12 protein-coding genes are annotated in these 16,152 nt (G+C 65.0%); 9 read left to right on the forward strand and 3 right to left on the reverse strand.

What is annotated here, in order from left to right; all coding sequences use genetic code 11:
- Positions 1–254 precede the first annotated feature (254 nt).
- Entirely contained in the window at positions 255–2,267 is a 2,013-nt protein-coding gene (locus JQ507_05165) for a DNA primase (GenBank protein QRI70914.1), read from the forward strand.
- A 252-nt stretch (positions 2,268–2,519) separates the two neighbouring features.
- Positions 2,520–4,652, forward strand: coding sequence for an RNA polymerase sigma factor RpoD (gene rpoD, locus JQ507_05170; GenBank protein QRI70915.1), 2,133 nt, complete (start codon positions 2,520–2,522; stop codon positions 4,650–4,652).
- A gap of 235 nt (positions 4,653–4,887) precedes the next feature.
- Here rpoD and JQ507_05175 read toward each other — a convergent pair whose 3' ends face one another.
- Positions 4,888–5,124 carry a hypothetical protein gene (locus JQ507_05175; GenBank protein ID QRI70916.1) on the reverse strand — a complete coding sequence of 79 codons (237 nt, stop codon included), beginning with the start codon at positions 5,122–5,124 and terminating at the stop codon, positions 4,888–4,890.
- A 183-nt stretch (positions 5,125–5,307) separates the two neighbouring features.
- The gene (locus JQ507_05180) at positions 5,308–8,112 is read right to left on the reverse strand and encodes a CHAT domain-containing protein (GenBank protein QRI70917.1); all 2,805 of its coding nucleotides are present in this window, start codon (positions 8,110–8,112) and stop codon (positions 5,308–5,310) included.
- Between the two features lie 439 nt (positions 8,113–8,551).
- Between JQ507_05180 and JQ507_05185 the strand changes: the two genes are divergently transcribed.
- From JQ507_05185 to JQ507_05200, 4 genes are all read left to right on the forward strand, one after another.
- Positions 8,552–8,962: an ester cyclase gene (locus tag JQ507_05185; GenBank protein ID QRI70918.1), complete on the forward strand. Its 411-nt coding sequence runs from the start codon at positions 8,552–8,554 to the stop codon at positions 8,960–8,962.
- Between the two features lie 163 nt (positions 8,963–9,125).
- Positions 9,126–9,983 carry a DUF817 domain-containing protein gene (locus tag JQ507_05190; protein QRI73187.1) on the forward strand — a complete coding sequence of 286 codons (858 nt, stop codon included), beginning with the start codon at positions 9,126–9,128 and terminating at the stop codon, positions 9,981–9,983.
- A 55-nt stretch (positions 9,984–10,038) separates the two neighbouring features.
- Entirely contained in the window at positions 10,039–10,845 is an 807-nt protein-coding gene (locus JQ507_05195; protein QRI70919.1) for a lytic murein transglycosylase, read from the forward strand.
- Positions 10,846–10,987: 142 nt separating this feature from the next.
- Positions 10,988–11,836 (forward strand): FRG domain-containing protein, encoded by an 849-nt coding sequence (locus JQ507_05200; GenBank protein ID QRI70920.1) that lies wholly within the window; start codon positions 10,988–10,990, stop codon positions 11,834–11,836.
- A gap of 288 nt (positions 11,837–12,124) precedes the next feature.
- Here the strand turns inward: JQ507_05200 and JQ507_05205 are convergent, their stop codons facing one another.
- On the reverse strand, positions 12,125–12,985 hold the full coding sequence (locus JQ507_05205) for an SDR family NAD(P)-dependent oxidoreductase (protein ID QRI70921.1): 861 nt from the start codon (positions 12,983–12,985) through the stop codon (positions 12,125–12,127).
- Positions 12,986–13,140: 155 nt separating this feature from the next.
- On the opposite strand from JQ507_05205, the gene JQ507_05210 reads away from it, so the two are divergent.
- The 3 genes from JQ507_05210 to JQ507_05220 all read left to right on the forward strand — a co-directional run bounded on the left by JQ507_05210 (position 13,141) and on the right by JQ507_05220 (position 16,128).
- Entirely contained in the window at positions 13,141–13,542 is a 402-nt protein-coding gene (locus JQ507_05210; GenBank protein QRI70922.1) for a response regulator, read from the forward strand.
- 97 nt (positions 13,543–13,639) lie between these two features.
- Complete coding sequence (locus tag JQ507_05215; GenBank protein QRI70923.1) at positions 13,640–14,251, forward strand: LysE family translocator; 612 nt, start codon at positions 13,640–13,642, stop codon at positions 14,249–14,251.
- 662 nt (positions 14,252–14,913) lie between these two features.
- Positions 14,914–16,128, forward strand: a complete 1,215-nt coding sequence (locus JQ507_05220; GenBank protein ID QRI70924.1) for a diguanylate cyclase — start codon at positions 14,914–14,916, stop codon at positions 16,126–16,128.
- Positions 16,129–16,152: the final 24 nt, after the last annotated feature.

The following is a 16,152-nucleotide window of genomic DNA, read 5'->3' on the forward strand; positions in this document are numbered from 1 at the left end:
GCTTATCCAATCCCGTAACCGGGGAGGGGGCAAGCTCGGTCATGACGATCATCCCCACCGTCATCCCGGGGCAGCCCGCAAGGGCTCAGCCCGGAATCCATAGGCCGGCAATGCGGATGCATCGATTCCGGGCTCGACGCCGAGCATCGCCTGGGAATGACGAGGGTGTGGATAACGGGCGAAGGTCGATAAACTTGATGGGTTGAGGGCTTCGTCACTATATCGATGTCCGATTGACGCCGAACCCGAGCCAGATGCGTTTCACGCCCGAATTCCTCGATGAACTGCGCGCCCGGCTTCCGGTCTCGGAAGTCGTGGGCAAGCGCGTCAAGCTCAAGAAGGCCGGGCGGGAGTGGAAGGGGCTGTCGCCGTTCCAGCAGGAGAAGACGCCCTCGTTCTTCGTCAACGACCAGAAGCAGGCCTGGTTCGACTTCTCGTCCGGGCTGAACGGCAACATCTTCGACTTCCTGATGAAGACCGAGGGCGTGACTTTCCCCGAGGCGGTGGAACGTCTCGCCGCGATGGCGGGAGTCCCGCTGCCGGCCGTAACGCCCGATGCGGCGCGCCACGAGCAGCATCGCCGCACCCTGCACGACGTGATGGAACTGGCGACCAAATTCTTCGCCGACACGCTGGCCTCACGCAATGGCGCCAAGGCGCGTGGCTATCTCGCCGACCGCGCTATCTCGCCGGCGACCCAGCTCCAGTTCCGGATGGGCTATGCGCCGCCGGATCGCTTTGCGCTGAAGGAGCATCTCGGCGCTCAGGGCATTTCGACCGAGGACATGGTGGAGGCAGGTCTCCTGGTGTCCGGCGAGGACAAGCCGGTGCCTTTCGATCGCTTCCGCGACCGCGTCATGTTCCCGATCACGGATGCCCGCGGCCGCGTCATCGCTTTCGGCGGTCGCGCGCTGGAGAAGGACGTTCCGGCAAAATACCTGAACTCGCCGGAAACCACGCTGTTTCACAAGGGCGACAATCTCTACAACCTGTTCACAGCACGGCAGGCCGCGCATGACGGGGCGCAGCTGATCGTCGTCGAGGGCTACGTCGACGTCATCGCGATGGTCACCTCGGGCTTTCCCGGCGCGGTCGCGCCGCTCGGCACGGCGCTGACCGAGAACCAGCTCGCGCTGCTCTGGAAGATGGTCGACGAGCCGATCCTCTGCTTCGACGGCGACCGCGCCGGCAAGAAGGCGGCGTATCGTGCTGCGGACATTGCCCTGCCGCAGCTCAAGCCCGGCAAGAGCCTGCGCATCGCGTTGCTGCCGGAAGGACAGGACCCCGACGATCTCGCCCGCTCCGGCGGCCGCGCTGCGATCGAGGAGGTGATCTCGGCGGCGCGCCCGCTCGCCGACATGATCTGGTCGCGCGAGATCGAAGGCGGCAATTTCGACACCCCCGAGCGCCGCGCGGCGCTGGAGGCGCGGATCGGCGAGCTCGCCAACGGCATCCGCGACGAGGTGGTGCGCCGCTATTACCGGCAGGATTTGCAGGAGCGGCTGCAACGCAATTTCGCCCCGGAGGGCGGACGTGGCGGCTATGGCCGCGGCGGCGGCTTCGGCAGGAGCAATTTCGGAGGCGGGCGCGGCGGCGAATCACCCCGCCAGTTTGTCCCGCGCGGACCGGGCCAGGCCGGCCGGTTCGGCGCCAAGGGCGGCGCCACCCCCGGGATTTCACGGGGCCCCTACCAGGCGGCGAGCCCGCAGCTCGCCAACAGTCCGATCATGCGCGGCCAGCGCAGCGCTATCTCGCGCCGCGAGGCCCTGATCCTGCAATGCCTGATCAACCACCCCTGGCTGCTGCACGATCATCTCGAGGAGGTGGCAGCCCTTGAGCTTGCTCATCCCGAGGCCCACAAGCTCAGGGCCGCCATTATCGCGGCCTTTGCCCACGACCATCATCATTCCCCGGACGTCGAGGAGCAGGCCGAGAAGATGCGATCCGACCTCGAGGCGGGTGGATTATCTCATATTCTTCAAAGGGTTGAGCGGGCGATCACAACCCAGGCGGTGTGGGGCGCGCAGGTTGGCGCCGCGCGCGAGGATGTTTTATCGACCTGGCGTCAACTCGTTGCCTTGCATCAGAAAACCCACGCCTTACTTAGGGAAAGAAAAGACGCGGAAGCCGCCTTGGCTGAAGACTCCAGCGAGGCCAATCTGGCATGGTTGCAGGATATCCAGGCCCGGATGGCAGAAGCCGATGGGACCGAAGCCCTGATCGAAGGGTTCGGCGAATTATCGGGCCGGTTCCAACGTAATGTCTGATAACAAAAATGCTGCGGACGGCGCTGGCCGAACCCGCAAAAAGACTCGCCAAATCCATGGTTTGGCTGCAAAAACAGGGTTAAGCGAAACTTAATAGCCTCGCGGCTATTGCAGATGGAAACCGTCGAGACGGATGACAGGGGTGGCGAGATTTTGCGCCGCCCTTTGTGCGTCGAGAGAGTAAATCTAGATATCATGCCGATGTGTGCGCTTGGCGCCATTTTGCATGACCGCGTTTCGGGAGCTTAGTGAATGGCCACCAAGGCAAAGACGCTGCAGGTTAAGGACAAGGAAAAAGACGACAAGGCAGCGGATGCCCCTGAGAAGGATTCCGCTGACGCGCCGTCGCCGTTGCTCGACCTGTCGGATGCCGCGGTGAAGAAGATGATCAAGCAGGCCAAGAAGCGCGGCTTCGTGACCTTCGATCAGCTCAACGAAGTGCTGCCCTCCGATACGACCTCGCCCGAACAGATCGAAGACATCATGTCGATGCTCTCCGACATGGGCATCAACGTCACCGAGGCGGATGACTCCGAAGGCGAGGACGAGAAGGACGACGGTGACGACGAGACCGACAACGAGCTCGTGGAGGTCACGCAGAAGGCCGTCACCGAGGTCAAGAAGTCGGAGCCCGGCGAGCGTACCGACGATCCCGTGCGCATGTATCTGCGCGAGATGGGCACCGTCGAGCTGCTGTCGCGCGAAGGTGAAATCGCCATCGCAAAGCGCATCGAGGCCGGCCGCGAGGCGATGATCGCGGGCCTCTGCGAGAGCCCGCTGACCTTCCAGGCCATCATCATCTGGCGCGACGAATTGAACGAAGGAAAGATCTTCCTTCGCGACATCATCGATCTCGAAGCCACCTATGCCGGCCCGGAGTCGAAGGGCGGCATCAATCCGAACCTGATCGGCAACAACGGCGCCGAGGGCGCGGCGGCTGAAGGCAATGGCGGTGATGCGCAAGCCGGGGCGCCGGCCCATGTCGCGCCGCCTGCCGCCCCGCCGTCGCCGACCCCGTTCCGCGCCGCGCCCGCCGGTGGCGAAGCCGGCGCCGAGGAGAAGGATCCCGCCGAGGCCGCTGCCGAAGGCGACATGGACGACGACGAGTTCGAGAACCAGATGTCGCTCGCCGCCATCGAGGCCGAGCTGAAGCCGAAAGTGGTCGAGACCTTCGACAAGATCGCGTCCGAGTACAAGAAGCTGCGCCGCCTGCAGGAGCAGGACATCGCCAACCAGCTGCAGAGCGAGTCGCTGTCGCCGTCGCAGGAGCGCAAGTACAAGAAGCTGAAGGACGAGATCATCGTCGAGGTGAAGTCGCTGCGCCTCAACCAGGCCCGCATCGATTCGCTGGTCGAGCAGCTCTACGACATCAACAAGAAGCTGGTCTCCTTCGAGGGCCGCCTGCTGCGCCTCGGCGACAGCCACGGCGTCGCGCGTGAGGACTTCCTGCGCAACTACCAGGGCTCGGAGCTCGATCCGCGCTGGCTCAACCGCGTCTCGAAGCTGTCGGCCAAGGGCTGGAAGAACTTCGTCCATCACGAGAAGGACCGCATCAAGGATCTGCGCCACGAGATCCAGTCGCTGGCGGCGCTCACTGGCCTCGAGATCGGCGAATTCCGCAAGATCGTGCACGGCGTGCAGAAGGGCGAGCGCGAGGCCCGTCAGGCCAAGAAGGAGATGGTGGAAGCCAACCTCCGTCTCGTGATCTCGATCGCCAAGAAATACACCAACCGCGGACTGCAATTCCTCGACCTGATCCAGGAAGGCAATATCGGCCTGATGAAGGCGGTCGATAAGTTCGAATATCGCCGCGGCTACAAGTTCTCGACCTACGCCACCTGGTGGATCCGGCAGGCGATCACCCGCTCGATCGCCGACCAGGCCCGCACCATCCGCATCCCCGTGCACATGATCGAGACGATCAACAAGATCGTCCGCACCTCGCGCCAGATGCTCAACGAGATCGGCCGCGAGCCGACCCCGGAAGAACTTGCCGAGAAGCTCGGCATGCCGCTGGAGAAGGTCCGCAAGGTCCTGAAGATCGCCAAGGAGCCGCTGTCGCTCGAGACTCCGGTCGGTGACGAGGAAGACTCGCATCTCGGCGATTTCATCGAGGACAAGAATGCGATCCTTCCGATCGACGCCGCGATCCAATCCAACCTGCGCGAGACCACCACGCGCGTCCTGGCCTCGCTCACCCCGCGCGAAGAGCGCGTGCTGCGCATGCGCTTCGGCATCGGCATGAACACCGACCACACGCTGGAGGAAGTCGGCCAGCAGTTCTCGGTCACCCGCGAACGCATCCGCCAGATCGAAGCCAAGGCGTTGCGCAAGCTGAAGCACCCGTCACGGTCGCGGAAGCTGCGGTCGTTCCTCGACAACTGATTCAGTCGGTATCCATCGAAACAAGAGCGGCGGGCCTGGGCCCGCCGTTTTTGTTTGTTGAGTGATCGTTATCTCGTCGTCATTCCGGGGCGGCGCGCAGCGCCGAGCCCGGAATCCATTCTACCGCGAAACGTGTGGCCCGATGGATTCCGGGCTCGCGCTGCGCGCGCCCCGGAATGACGGAAGAAGTGGCAATGGGAGATGACCGAGCGGGCGGATGGCTCGCGCCGCGCCGCTACTTCTTCTTCGCCCCGACCCGCTCGATCGACTTGATCTCGAGCGGCGGGCGGCCGCCCTTTTCGGCGATCTCGCGGTCCTGGTCGCGCAGGAAGGCGCGCACCGGCTCGTCGCCGTCGAGGCCGCCAAGCAGCTCCGAGGGCACACGGCGGTTGGAGCGCTGCGAGCCGTCTTCATAGAAGACGTTGAAGAAGGCGAATTCGCCTTTGGGATTGGTCCCGGGTTTTTTTGGCATGCGCGGCTTGTCCCCGATCGTGGCAAGGCTGTCAAAGCAAATCCCGCGCCTTTGCGCGCTGGGCTGCCCTGCGCAATCCGGCGGCGAAACGCCCTTGAGATGCGATCGGACGTAGTCCGGCGACATGTCAAGATGACAACGGCCTGTGGGATGTCCACCGTTCTCTTGCGTCAGGTCGCCGTCTCAGCCCTCGAACAGCACGAAGGCCGCCCACACGCTGGCGTCGCGGGCGCCGGCGACCTTGCCGTCGCGCGCATCGCGCCGGGTCTGGCGCAGCGCATCGGAATAGGTCAGGCCCTCGGCGAGGTGCTCGTAGAAGCGCAAGGCGAAGTTCGCGGTGCCTTCGTCGGCGACCGGCCACAGCGTCAGCAGCGCGCGGCGCGCGCCGGCAATGCCGAGCGCGGTCGGCAGGCCGCGCAGCCCGCTGACGAAGCTCTCGTCGCCGCGGCCGGTCTCGCAGGCCGACAGCACCAGCAGATCGAGCCCGGAGAGGTCCCAGTCCATCAGTTCAAAGGCGTAGAGATAGCCGTCCTTGTCGTCGCGCAGCGGCCAGCGGCTGTCGCCGGCGCCCGACAGCACGATGCCGCTCTGCCACAGCGTGTCGAGGCCAGAGGCGGTGCTGTCGTGATAGAAACCGTGGGTCGCCAGATGCGCGATGCGGGCCTTGCCGATCGCCTCGCGCAGCACGCCTTCGCTGACGCCGCGTCCGCTCAGCATCTCGACCGGCGCGCCGCGCGCGCGGGCGAGCTTTGCGATCGCCTCGATCTCGGTCCGGGTCGCCGGCAGCTGCATCGGCCCCGGAACGCCGTATTCGATGCCGCCGGCGAGCAGCATCGCGCCCTGCTTGTCGAGCGTCTCGCGCGCGTGGATCGCAATCAGCGCATCGGGGCTGGTCAGCATCCGGATCGCGAACTTGTCCTCCAGCAGGCCGCCGTCAGCGTCGGGCAACAGCGAGAACGGCACCGCAAACAGGAAGCCGTCCGGCACCACATAGAGCGTGGTCTTGTCCTTCAGCATTGCCTCCAGCGGCGCGAACAGCCGCGCGTGCAGGTTCTGGAAGCGGCCCTTGGTGTCGAGTGCTCTTTCGTCGAGATCAGGCGCGGTGGCCTGCATCGTCCGCAGCCGCGCGATCTCGGTCCGCACGCTGGTGTCGACCATCTTGCCGGGATCGCCGAGATCGACGACGCGCGGCTCGCTTTGCGCGGTCTCGACGATGGCGTAGAGCAAGGTCGCCGCCAGCGGGTCCTTCGATTGCCGGTCCGCCTTCCATTGCCGCGTGATGAAGTAGTTGACGACGGCTTCCCGCGGGGCGAGCAGCTGCGCGGGACGGATCGGATCTTGCGGCAGCTTCGCGCCGATCGCATCGAGCCGCTTGTTCAGCGCCTTCTCGGCTGCGTCCTGCCGATGCCACACCGATCGCGCCCAGTCGTCGATATTGCCCGACGAGAACAGCTCCTGCTTTTCGCCATTGAGTCGCAGCGCCGCACGCACCAGCGCCGCGGTCTCCTCGTCCTTGCCGGCCACTTCAGTCTCGAACCGGCGCAGCGCGGTGGCGTCGCCGCCGCCGAGCGTCTTCCAGCGCAGCACGGCGGCGGCAAAGGCAGGCTGCGCCACGGCCGCGCCGGCCCCGGTGGCGAAGCGGCCGAACGCGAACAAGAGATGATCGGCGTGGGCGCGGATCGCTTCGGCGACTGCGCGGTCGCCGGCCGTGCCGACCTCGCGTTTCATCCATTCGAACATCTCGCGGTCGAGCGCGGTGAAGTTCTGCACCGCACGGTTCGGATCGGTGGCAATCAAGGCCACCGCGATGCCGAGCTTGATCTCGAACGAGATCGGATGCTGCGCGGTGAAGGCGCGGGTCGAGATCGCCAGCGCGGTTTCGCGCAGCCGCATGCCCGCACCTCGCTCGCCGCGCGCCTCGCGCTTGCCGGCAGCCAGCACCGCGGCCTTGATGCGCAGGAAGTCCGCGAAATTCTCCTCATTGGCGACGATCGCCTCCAGCCGCTCCAGATCGGCTTGCGATGTCGGCGCGTCGCCGGCGGCGAGCATGTCGGTGTAGAACAGCCAGGCGTCGGCCTGTCCGGCAAAGCTCGGGTCCTTCGGCGCCATAGCGACCGCGATGGCGCGATGGCGGCGGAAATAGCGGCGGGCGTCGTCGAAGCGGCCGAGATTGAGGAAATCCTGGCCGGCATTGTTGACCGTCACCAGCGTGTTGAGATGGTTCTCGCCATAGTGCTTGGCACGCTTCTCGATCGCGAACAGATCGAGCTCGAGCGCCTTCGCCGGCGCGCCGATCTCGCGCAGCATGTCCGCATAATTGTTGGCGAGTTTCCAGGTGGTGCGATGGTCGGGGCCCAGTGCCTTCTCGGAGCGCTCGAAATTATGCCGGCCCAGATTGGTCGCTGATGCCGCCGACCCGTTGGCCGACAGCGCCACCGCGAGTTTGTCATTGGCGATCAGTGATTCCTCGGAGCCTTCGCCCCAATAGGCGTTGAAGGCCGCGATTCCCTTCATATAGAGCGGAACCGCTTCCGCGATCCTGGCGTGATCGGACAGCAGGATGGCGTATTCCAGCAGCACGTCGGCATTGCCGGGCGGCGACTGCGCCGCCGCCTTGCTCTGGAACGCGCGCACGAACAGCTTCTCGGCGAGGTCGTCGCGCTTGACCGCGCGCAGCGCGGCGGTCGCGTCGTAATACTGCTCCATCACGAACTGCGCGTCGTCGAGCCTGTCGGCGGCGTCGAGCGCGGCATTGAGTTGCACGGCGCCGGCGTCGATCCTGCCGCCGCGCGTCAGCGCGATGGCATTCTTCATCTGCGCGGTGACCGCCTGCGTGCTGCCGGCACCTTGTGCCGGCGTACGTTTGGCGCGGGCATTCTGCGCGGCTGCACTGTCGATCGGCCCGGTCAGTGTGGCGCCAAGCGCAAGGATGATACCGAGCGACACGGCAACCCTGCGCGCGCATGCGAAGCGTCCGGCGGTCGTCATCGGCAGCACATCCTCATTCCAGAATTCGTCACCGGATGGCGTTCCCCAAATGACGTCGTCGTTGCAGCCAGCATGCCCGGCTTTAGTGGCGCACCTTTGCATGAACAAGACCGGTGAGCGGCGGCGCGCCGGTGGAACCGGTTGACCGGGCCGGTGCCTTCTTGGTCGCAGCCGGCGCCTCCGGCGTTCACACGCGCGCCGAGATGCACCCGTGTCGCGCGTCCGCTTCTTGCATGCCAGCGGCATGATCAAGCCATCGGATGATGTTACCGCTTGCGGACGCACTTTCCCGGCAACCGCCTTTCGCTTCGACGCCGAAACGCGCCGGTGCCGAAAGCATTGATTTTTCTGACCTTCGTCACTTGCATCATCCCCACCGATTCGCGTATGAGGCGCATCCTTAGCTCCATACAACTTTTTTCTTGAGAGCCGATCCCCGATGTCCAACGCCACAAGCGACGCCAACAAGGCGCTCGTGCTCGCGCATTACGACGCCGTGATCAATCGTCTCGATCCCGATGCGATCCGCGCTCAGCTGGCATCCGATTTCTTCGACCATGCGGCGGGCAAGCGGATGAGCGCCGAGGAGGTGATCGCGTATGCGACCGGCATGCACGAGGCCTTCGCCGATCTTTCGGCGGTGGCCGAATGTCTGGTGGCCGAGCGCGACATCGTCGCCGGCCGTTTCGTCTGGCGGGGCCGGCACCGCAGCCCCTGGCGCGGCATTGCCCCGTCCGGTCGCCATGTCGAATTCCGCGGCATGACGTTCTGGCGGATTCACGACCGCAAGATCTGCGAGCGCTGGGCCGAGATCGACTTTGCAGGTCTGGAGCGGCAGCTCAGGGATTGAGGGAAATCTGCACAACTCCGCCGCGCTGCGACCGTGATCGGCCGCCACCGTCCGCGGCGTGCATCACAGGATAACAAGCCAGGCCAAACCGATCGCGAGCGCCGCGGCCAACTGGCCGCCGCTGCGCCGCTTCATCGCCGCCGAACATCGCCTCGGCCTGGTGATGGCGCAGCGCCGCTGGACCGCGGGGCTTTACGAATTCCTTCGCTTCGGCGTCAAGCAGGCCTGGGCCTGCCTGTTCGGCGGCATCGCGGTGGCGCTGATGATCGGCACCTGGCGCTTCTATCCGCCGGACGCTCTGCTCGCGCGCTATGACTTCCTGTTTCTCTGCATGCTCGCCGTCCAGGTCGCGCTGCTGGCCGGAAAGCTCGAGACCTGGGAGGAGGCCCGGGTCGTCCTGATCTACCATGTCGTCGGCACCGCGATGGAAGTCTTCAAGACCTCCGTCGGCTCCTGGATCTATCCGGAGCCCAGCATCTTCCACATCGGCGGCGTGCCGCTGTTCTCCGGCTTCATGTATTCCTGCATCGGCAGCTACATCTGCCGCTGCTGGCGGCTGTTCGATTTCCGTTTTGTCCAGCATCCGCGCCGGCTCGGCCTGATCGCTCTCAGCGTCGCGATCTATGTCAACTTCTTCAGCCATCATTACGTCATCGACCTGCGCTGGGGGCTGTTCGCCTGGGCGATCTGGCTGTTCGGCCGCGCAAGCATCCATTTCAAGGTCTGGACCCGTTATCGCTCGATGCCGCTGCTGCTCGGCCTCGTGCTGGTGTCGCTGTTCATCTGGTTCACGGAAAACATCGGCACCTTCACCAAGACCTGGCTCTATCCCTCGCAGCGGCTCGGCTGGTCGATGGTCGGAATCGAGAAGCTCGGCTCCTGGTTCCTGCTCCTGATCATCAGCTACACGCTGGTGAGTCTGGTCAATCCGCCGCAGAAGTGGAGGGGCAAGAATGCCGGTGCGGGTGTGCGGTCGCGCGATGACGCGACCGTGGACAGAATGTCAGTGCCGACGCTTTGACTGTCGCGTTTGCTCCATGGCATGATCGGCCATTCGAAGCAGGAGGGATTGTTGCATGCTCAGGTGTCGTTTGGCGGTCTTCTTCGGCGCCTTGCTGCTTGCCACCCCCTCCTACGCCGCCCGCTGCGGCGGCAGTTTTCCGGCCTTCGTGCAGTCGTTCTCGCAGGAGGCGGCCGCGGCCGGCATCCAGCAGGATGTGATCTCGCAGGCGCTCGGCGGGGTGCAGCAGGATGGCGGGGTGCTCGCCTTCGACCGGCGGCAGCGCTACACCTTCAACAAGACCTTCGAGCAGTATGTCGCAACCCGCGTCGGCTCGGGGCGCATCAATGGCGGCCGCGCCATGCTGCAGCGGCACGCGGCGCTATTGTCAAAGATCGAGCAGCAATACGGCGTGCCGCGCCAGATCCTGGTTGCGATCTGGGGGCTGGAGACCGATTTCGGCAAGGGCGACATGGGCAAGCTGCCGGTGTTCCGCGTGCTCGCCACGCTGGCGCATGATTGCCGCCGCACCGACCTGTTCCAGGGCGAGCTGCTCGCCGCGCTCAAGATCCTGCAGCGCGGCGATCTGCGTCTGAACGACATGATCGGCGCCTATGCCGGCGAGATCGGCCAGACCCAATTCCTGCCGTCGTCCTACATCAAGTACGGCGTCGATTTCGACGGCGACGGCCATGTCGATCTGCGCCACTCGGTGCCCGACGTGCTGGCCTCGACCGCGAACCTGTTGCACTCGAACGGCTTCAAGATGGGCGCGCCCTATGGCGAAGGCAGCGCCAATTTCGAAGCGATGCGCGAGTGGAACAGGGCGGTGATCTATCGCAAGACGATCGGGTATTTTGCCGATCAACTCGTGGGGCGGTGACCACGTCGCATCCATGTTCGTCATTCCGGGATGCGCCGATAGGCGCAGGCCCGGAATCCATCGGGCCGCGTCACGTGTTGAGGAATGGATTCCGGGCTCTCGCTGCGCGAGCCCCGGAATGACGAACTGAGAGTTCGAGGCCATGGAAACCATCGGCAGCCAAAAGATCTGGTCGTTCTTCGATCGCCGGGGATGCCATGTCGCGAAGAGCTCTGCGGTGCGGGAGGGGCCGGGGCATCGCGTCGGCTCTTATATCGAGCTCGCCACCAAGATCGCCGAGCTGCAGTTCCTCAACCGTGATCATGTGCTGCTGTTTCGCGGCCAGGGCGCGGATCACCGCAATATCAAGAACAACTCGTCGCTAAAGCCGTCGCTGTTCCGCGGCGGCCGCGGCAATCCCGATCGCGAAACACTGGTGACGCGGTTCGAGGTGCTGCGTCGCGCCGAACAGATCCTGGTTGCCGAATACGCCAGGGCAAAACTGCTCGGGCTCGAGCGGCTGAAGCGGCATCGCATCCTGCGTTGGTCGATCCTGCAGCATTACGAGGTCTGCACCACGCCGCTGCTCGACGTCACCCATTCGATCCGGATCGCGGCCTCGTTTGCTTCGCTGGCGGAAACCGCGACCGCGTTCCTCTATGTCCTCGGCGTGCCGAATCTGAGCGGCGCCATCACGGCGAGCGCGGAGGCGGGCCTGCAGATCGTGCGGTTGTCCAGCGTCTGCCCGCCGGCCGCGGTGCGGCCGCATATCCAGGAGGGCTATCTGCTCGGCGAATACCCTGAGATATCCGGCACCGACGAGCGGGAGAACTATTTCCCCTACGAGATGGATTTCGGCCGGCGGTTGGTCGCAAAATTCTCGTTCGCGCCGGCGTCGTTCTGGAAGAACGACAATTTCCCGCAGGTGAGGAAGAGCGCGCTCTATCCGTCGGAGCAGAACGATCCGCTGTTTCAGCTGGCGCTCGGGGTGAAGAAGCAGCTGGGCGGATGATCGCGATTCATCCCGTTGTCATTCTCCGATGCGCAATTGCGCGTCTGCGGGCGCGCGTAGCGCGAACCCGGAATCCATTTTTCCTCGGAATGTACGGCCCGACGGACTCCGGGTTCTCGCTTACGCGAGCCCCGGAATGACGGATGGATGTCGTCCCGGGCTTGACCCGGACCCAAAACCACGACTGCCCGTCGTGCCTGACGCTGTGGCCTCAGCTTGCTCACCAACGCAACCCTGTGGTTATGGGTCCTGGCTTTCGCCGTGACGACGACGAGAGATTGCGTGCAATCACCTCGCCGCATCGCGCGCCATCCGCTTTGCCGCCGTCTTCTCCATCTGCCGCTGCAGCATCTTCCAATACGTTCCAGGCCGGAAACGTTGCAGCAGGTCCATGAACACGGCGTCCTTGCCGATCAGGATGCGCGGCTGGTTTTTCTCGATGCCGGTGATGATGCGTTGCGCGGCCGCGGCCGGTGTGGTCCTGGCCAGCGCATCGAAACGCTCGATCGACTCGGCGCGACGAGCATTGTCGGTGATCCCGGCGCCGGTTCGCGAGTTGCGCGCGATGTTGGTGGCGACGCCGCCGGGATGCACCACGGAGAGTTTCACCGGGCTACCCGCCACCGCCAGTTCGTGGCGCAGGCTCTCCGAGAAGCCGCGCACCGCGAACTTGGCCGCGCAATAGGCGCTCTGGCCGGGCGGAGCGATGATGCCGAAGATCGAGGAGATATTGACGATATGCGCCTCGCGGCGCTGCGACAGCAGCGGCAGGAAGGCGCGGGTGCCGTGCACCACGCCCCAGAAATTGATGTTGAACAGCCATTCCATCTGCCCCTGCTCGATCTCATCGAACTGGCCGAGCAGGGCGACGCCGGCATTGTTGATGACGATGTTGAGCGTCGGATGCGCGGCGCCGGCGGCCGCCGCGAATGCCGTGATCTGGTCCGGCTCGCTGACGTCGAGCCGATGCACCGTGACCTTGCGCGGGCTCGCTTTCGCGATCTCGGCGGCGGTGGCCTGCAGGCCGGCCTCGTCGCGATCGGCGAGCGCGAGATCACAGCCGCGCAGCGCCAGTTCATGCGCGAGCGCGCGGCCGATGCCGCTGGCCGCGCCGGTCACGGCGGCGGCGGATCCTGAGATCGCGGTCATGTCAGGTCAGCTCCATCTCGACGAGGGGGACGTGGTTGCCGTGCCGGAACACGGATTTCCGCGCTTTTCTCAAATTGGAACCGAACCATCCAGGGATTTTAGGCATTTGATCTATGCTCGTTCTCAAAACTGCGATCAATAAGGGAGGCCCAGCCATGGGACAGTCGAGGCCCTGTCGTGCGAAGGCCCTGGTTGTCGAAGACGACCCGATGCAGCGGGAGATGATAGGCCTGCTGCTCGAGGAAAGTGATTTCGACGTGATCTTCTGCGCGAGTGCGGAGGCCGCGGAATTGGTGCTGCGGGGCGATGGCGACACTGTCGTGTTGATGATGACGGATGTCGAGCTGGCCGGCAACATGACCGGCGTGGAGCTCGCTCATGTCGCCAAGAGGTACAGACCCGATCTCGACGTGATCGTCACCTCGGGCAGGCCGTTGCGGCAGCGCCTGCCCGACGGCGCGTTGTTCTGGTCCAAGCCCTGGGCGCCGCTGGACGTGATCCGCCTCGCCGAGACCAAGGCGTCGGCGCTGTCGGGGCGCGGGTCGAGGTCGGTGTGACGGAGGTATCGGCGCGGGCGGCCGGCCGGCGGCCGCTTCCGCCGGCCCTGGCACCGTGATATTGGCGGCTGAGGCTCCGCCCCGTTGAGGATTTGAAATGACCTGGTCTTTCCTGCTGACCACGCTGATCGTGGTGGCTTCGCCCGGCACCGGCGTGCTCTACACCCTGGCGGTGGCGCTGACCCGGGGTTCGCGGGCCAGCGTGGCGGCGGCGTTCGGCTGCACGCTCGGGATCGTGCCGCAGATGATCGCGGCGATGCTGGGACTGGCCGCCATCCTGCACACCAGCGCGATGGCGTTCGCGGCGCTGAAATGGGGCGGCGTGGTCTATCTGCTCTATATGGCATGGCAGGCGCTGCGCGAGCGCGGGGCGCTTGCCGTCGACACCGAAATCAAGCCGCGCTCGAGCGGGCGGGTGATCTTGACCGCGATCCTGATCAACATCCTCAATCCAAAGCTGTCGATCTTCTTCCTGGCCTTCCTGCCGCAATTCATCGCGGTTGACGAGGCGCATCCGCTGACGCGGATGGTCGAGCTCAGCTTCGTGTTCATGGCGATGACCTTTGCGGTGTTCGCGGTCTACGGGCTGTTCGCGGCGTCGGTGCGCGACCGCGTCATCACCCGGCCGAAGGTGATGGCCTGGCTGCGCCGCAGCTTTGCCGCGGGCTTTGCCCTGCTCGGCGCCAAGCTCGCCTTCGCGGAACGCTAACCCCGCTTCGCCCCGCGATACCGGCAATAAAAAAGCAGGCCTGCGCCTGCTGCGTTACCCCGTCTACGGGGGGCTATTGATTTCGACCGATTGATTTCGGCCGGTCGACTTGAGGCCGGTCACGGACCGGATGCCCGGGCAGGGCAAGAGCCGCTACCCGGGCTGGAATTGGTTACTTCTTGGCGGCCTTCTTCTTGGTGGCCTTTTTCGCCTTCGCCTTCTTCGCCTTCTTCGCTTTCTTAGCCATAGTATCCTCTCAAGGTTTCATGGATTGAACGCGACTCCGAGGCATGCTTGGCGGAGGGCCAGCCTCGCAACATCCTCAGTATCAAACTCAGCAGATTCGGAGGCGGCTGCCGCGTGCTGTCACGGTGCCGTCATCGTGTTATCCACAGCTGTTACGTGTTTTCGCCAGTTTTTCGCCAGCGTATGCGTGTCGCGCATCGCGGCGGTCATGCTTAACGATGCGCAAACGGCCGACGCGCGGTTCTTCATCAATTCAAAACCACAGCACGGATTGCCGCGCGGCGGTGAGGGTCCGTTAAGCCGCGCGGCCTCATCCTCGCCGCCAAGACAACGCGGATTGTCGTTGGGAGAAACGCCTTAAGGGGTGGCGGTCATTTCAGGGGAGGCGGGGCCGATACGGGTCTCGAACAGGGGCGATGTTGAGCGTTCCGACGCTTTGGACGGTATTCATTATCAATTTTCTCGCGCTCGGCCTGATCTGGGCCTATGTCGCGCACAGCTATCCGGCTTTCGGCGCCGCGCGGCTCTGGACCGCGTCAGCCTTCGTCGCCTCCGCCGGCGCCGCCTGCGCGATGCTCCGCGTGATGCTGACGGACTCGCTGCTGCCGCTGCTGGCGGCGGGGACGCTCATGGTGTTCGCCGCCGGCCTTGCCGCGATGGGCATCAAGCGCTTCTACGGCAAGCCGGTGGGCTGGCGCAGGACCGCGCTGTCCACCGCATTCGCGTTCGCTGGCCTCGGCGTCTTCATCTTTGCCTATGACAGCCTGCAGATGCGCATCCTGGTCTACACCGTCGCCCAGGTCATGCCGTTTGTGCTGACGCTGAAGCTGTTGCTGTCGCCCGAGAACGGGCGCGTCAGCCCCGGCGCGCGGCTTGCCGGCGTCGTCGCCTCGGTGCTGATCGGCATCTATGCGCTGCGCCTGGTCGGCGCCCTGCTGCAGCCCGGCGAATACTCCTTCGTTCGCTTCAATGCCGGCCAGTCGCTGGTGATCCTGCTAATGGTGTTCCTGTCGATGGCGCTCAATTTCGGCTTCCTGCTGATGTCGATCGACCGGCTACGCAACGAGGTCGCCGACCTCGCGCTGCTCGACGATCTCACCGGCGTCGGCAACCGCCGCCATCTGCTGCAGCGCCTGACCGAGGAATGCGCGCGCTCCGACCGCAACGGCGAGGCGTTCGCGCTGCTGGTGATCGACCTCGACGGCTTCAAGGGCATCAACGACACCCATGGCCACGCCGCGGGCGATGCCTGCCTGCAGCACTTCACGCTGATGGCGCAGACGAGGCTCCGCCCGGGCGACATGCTGGCCCGCACCGGCGGCGACGAGTTCTGCATCGTGCTGCCGTCCTCGACGCTGCGCGAGGGCGCGATGATCGCCCGCCGCGTGCTGGAGGTCTGCCGCGCCGACGCCGAGCAGTGCACCGGCCCTGACATTCCGATCGCGGTTTCGATCGGCGTCGCACAGTGGACCCGCGAAATCGGCATGCATCCCGACCGCCTGATCGCCGCCGCCGACCACGCGCTGTACGACGCCAAGAAGGGCGGCAAGAACGGCTATGCGACCTACGAGCCGAAGCTGCCGCCCGAGATGATCGATGCGCTGGAGGCGAGCCTGCGCCAGCGCGCCTGAGTGTGCTAACGAGGGACGCCACTG

The sequence above is a fragment of the Bradyrhizobium sp. PSBB068 genome (assembly GCA_016839165.1).
GTDB lineage: Bacteria > Pseudomonadota > Alphaproteobacteria > Rhizobiales > Xanthobacteraceae > Bradyrhizobium.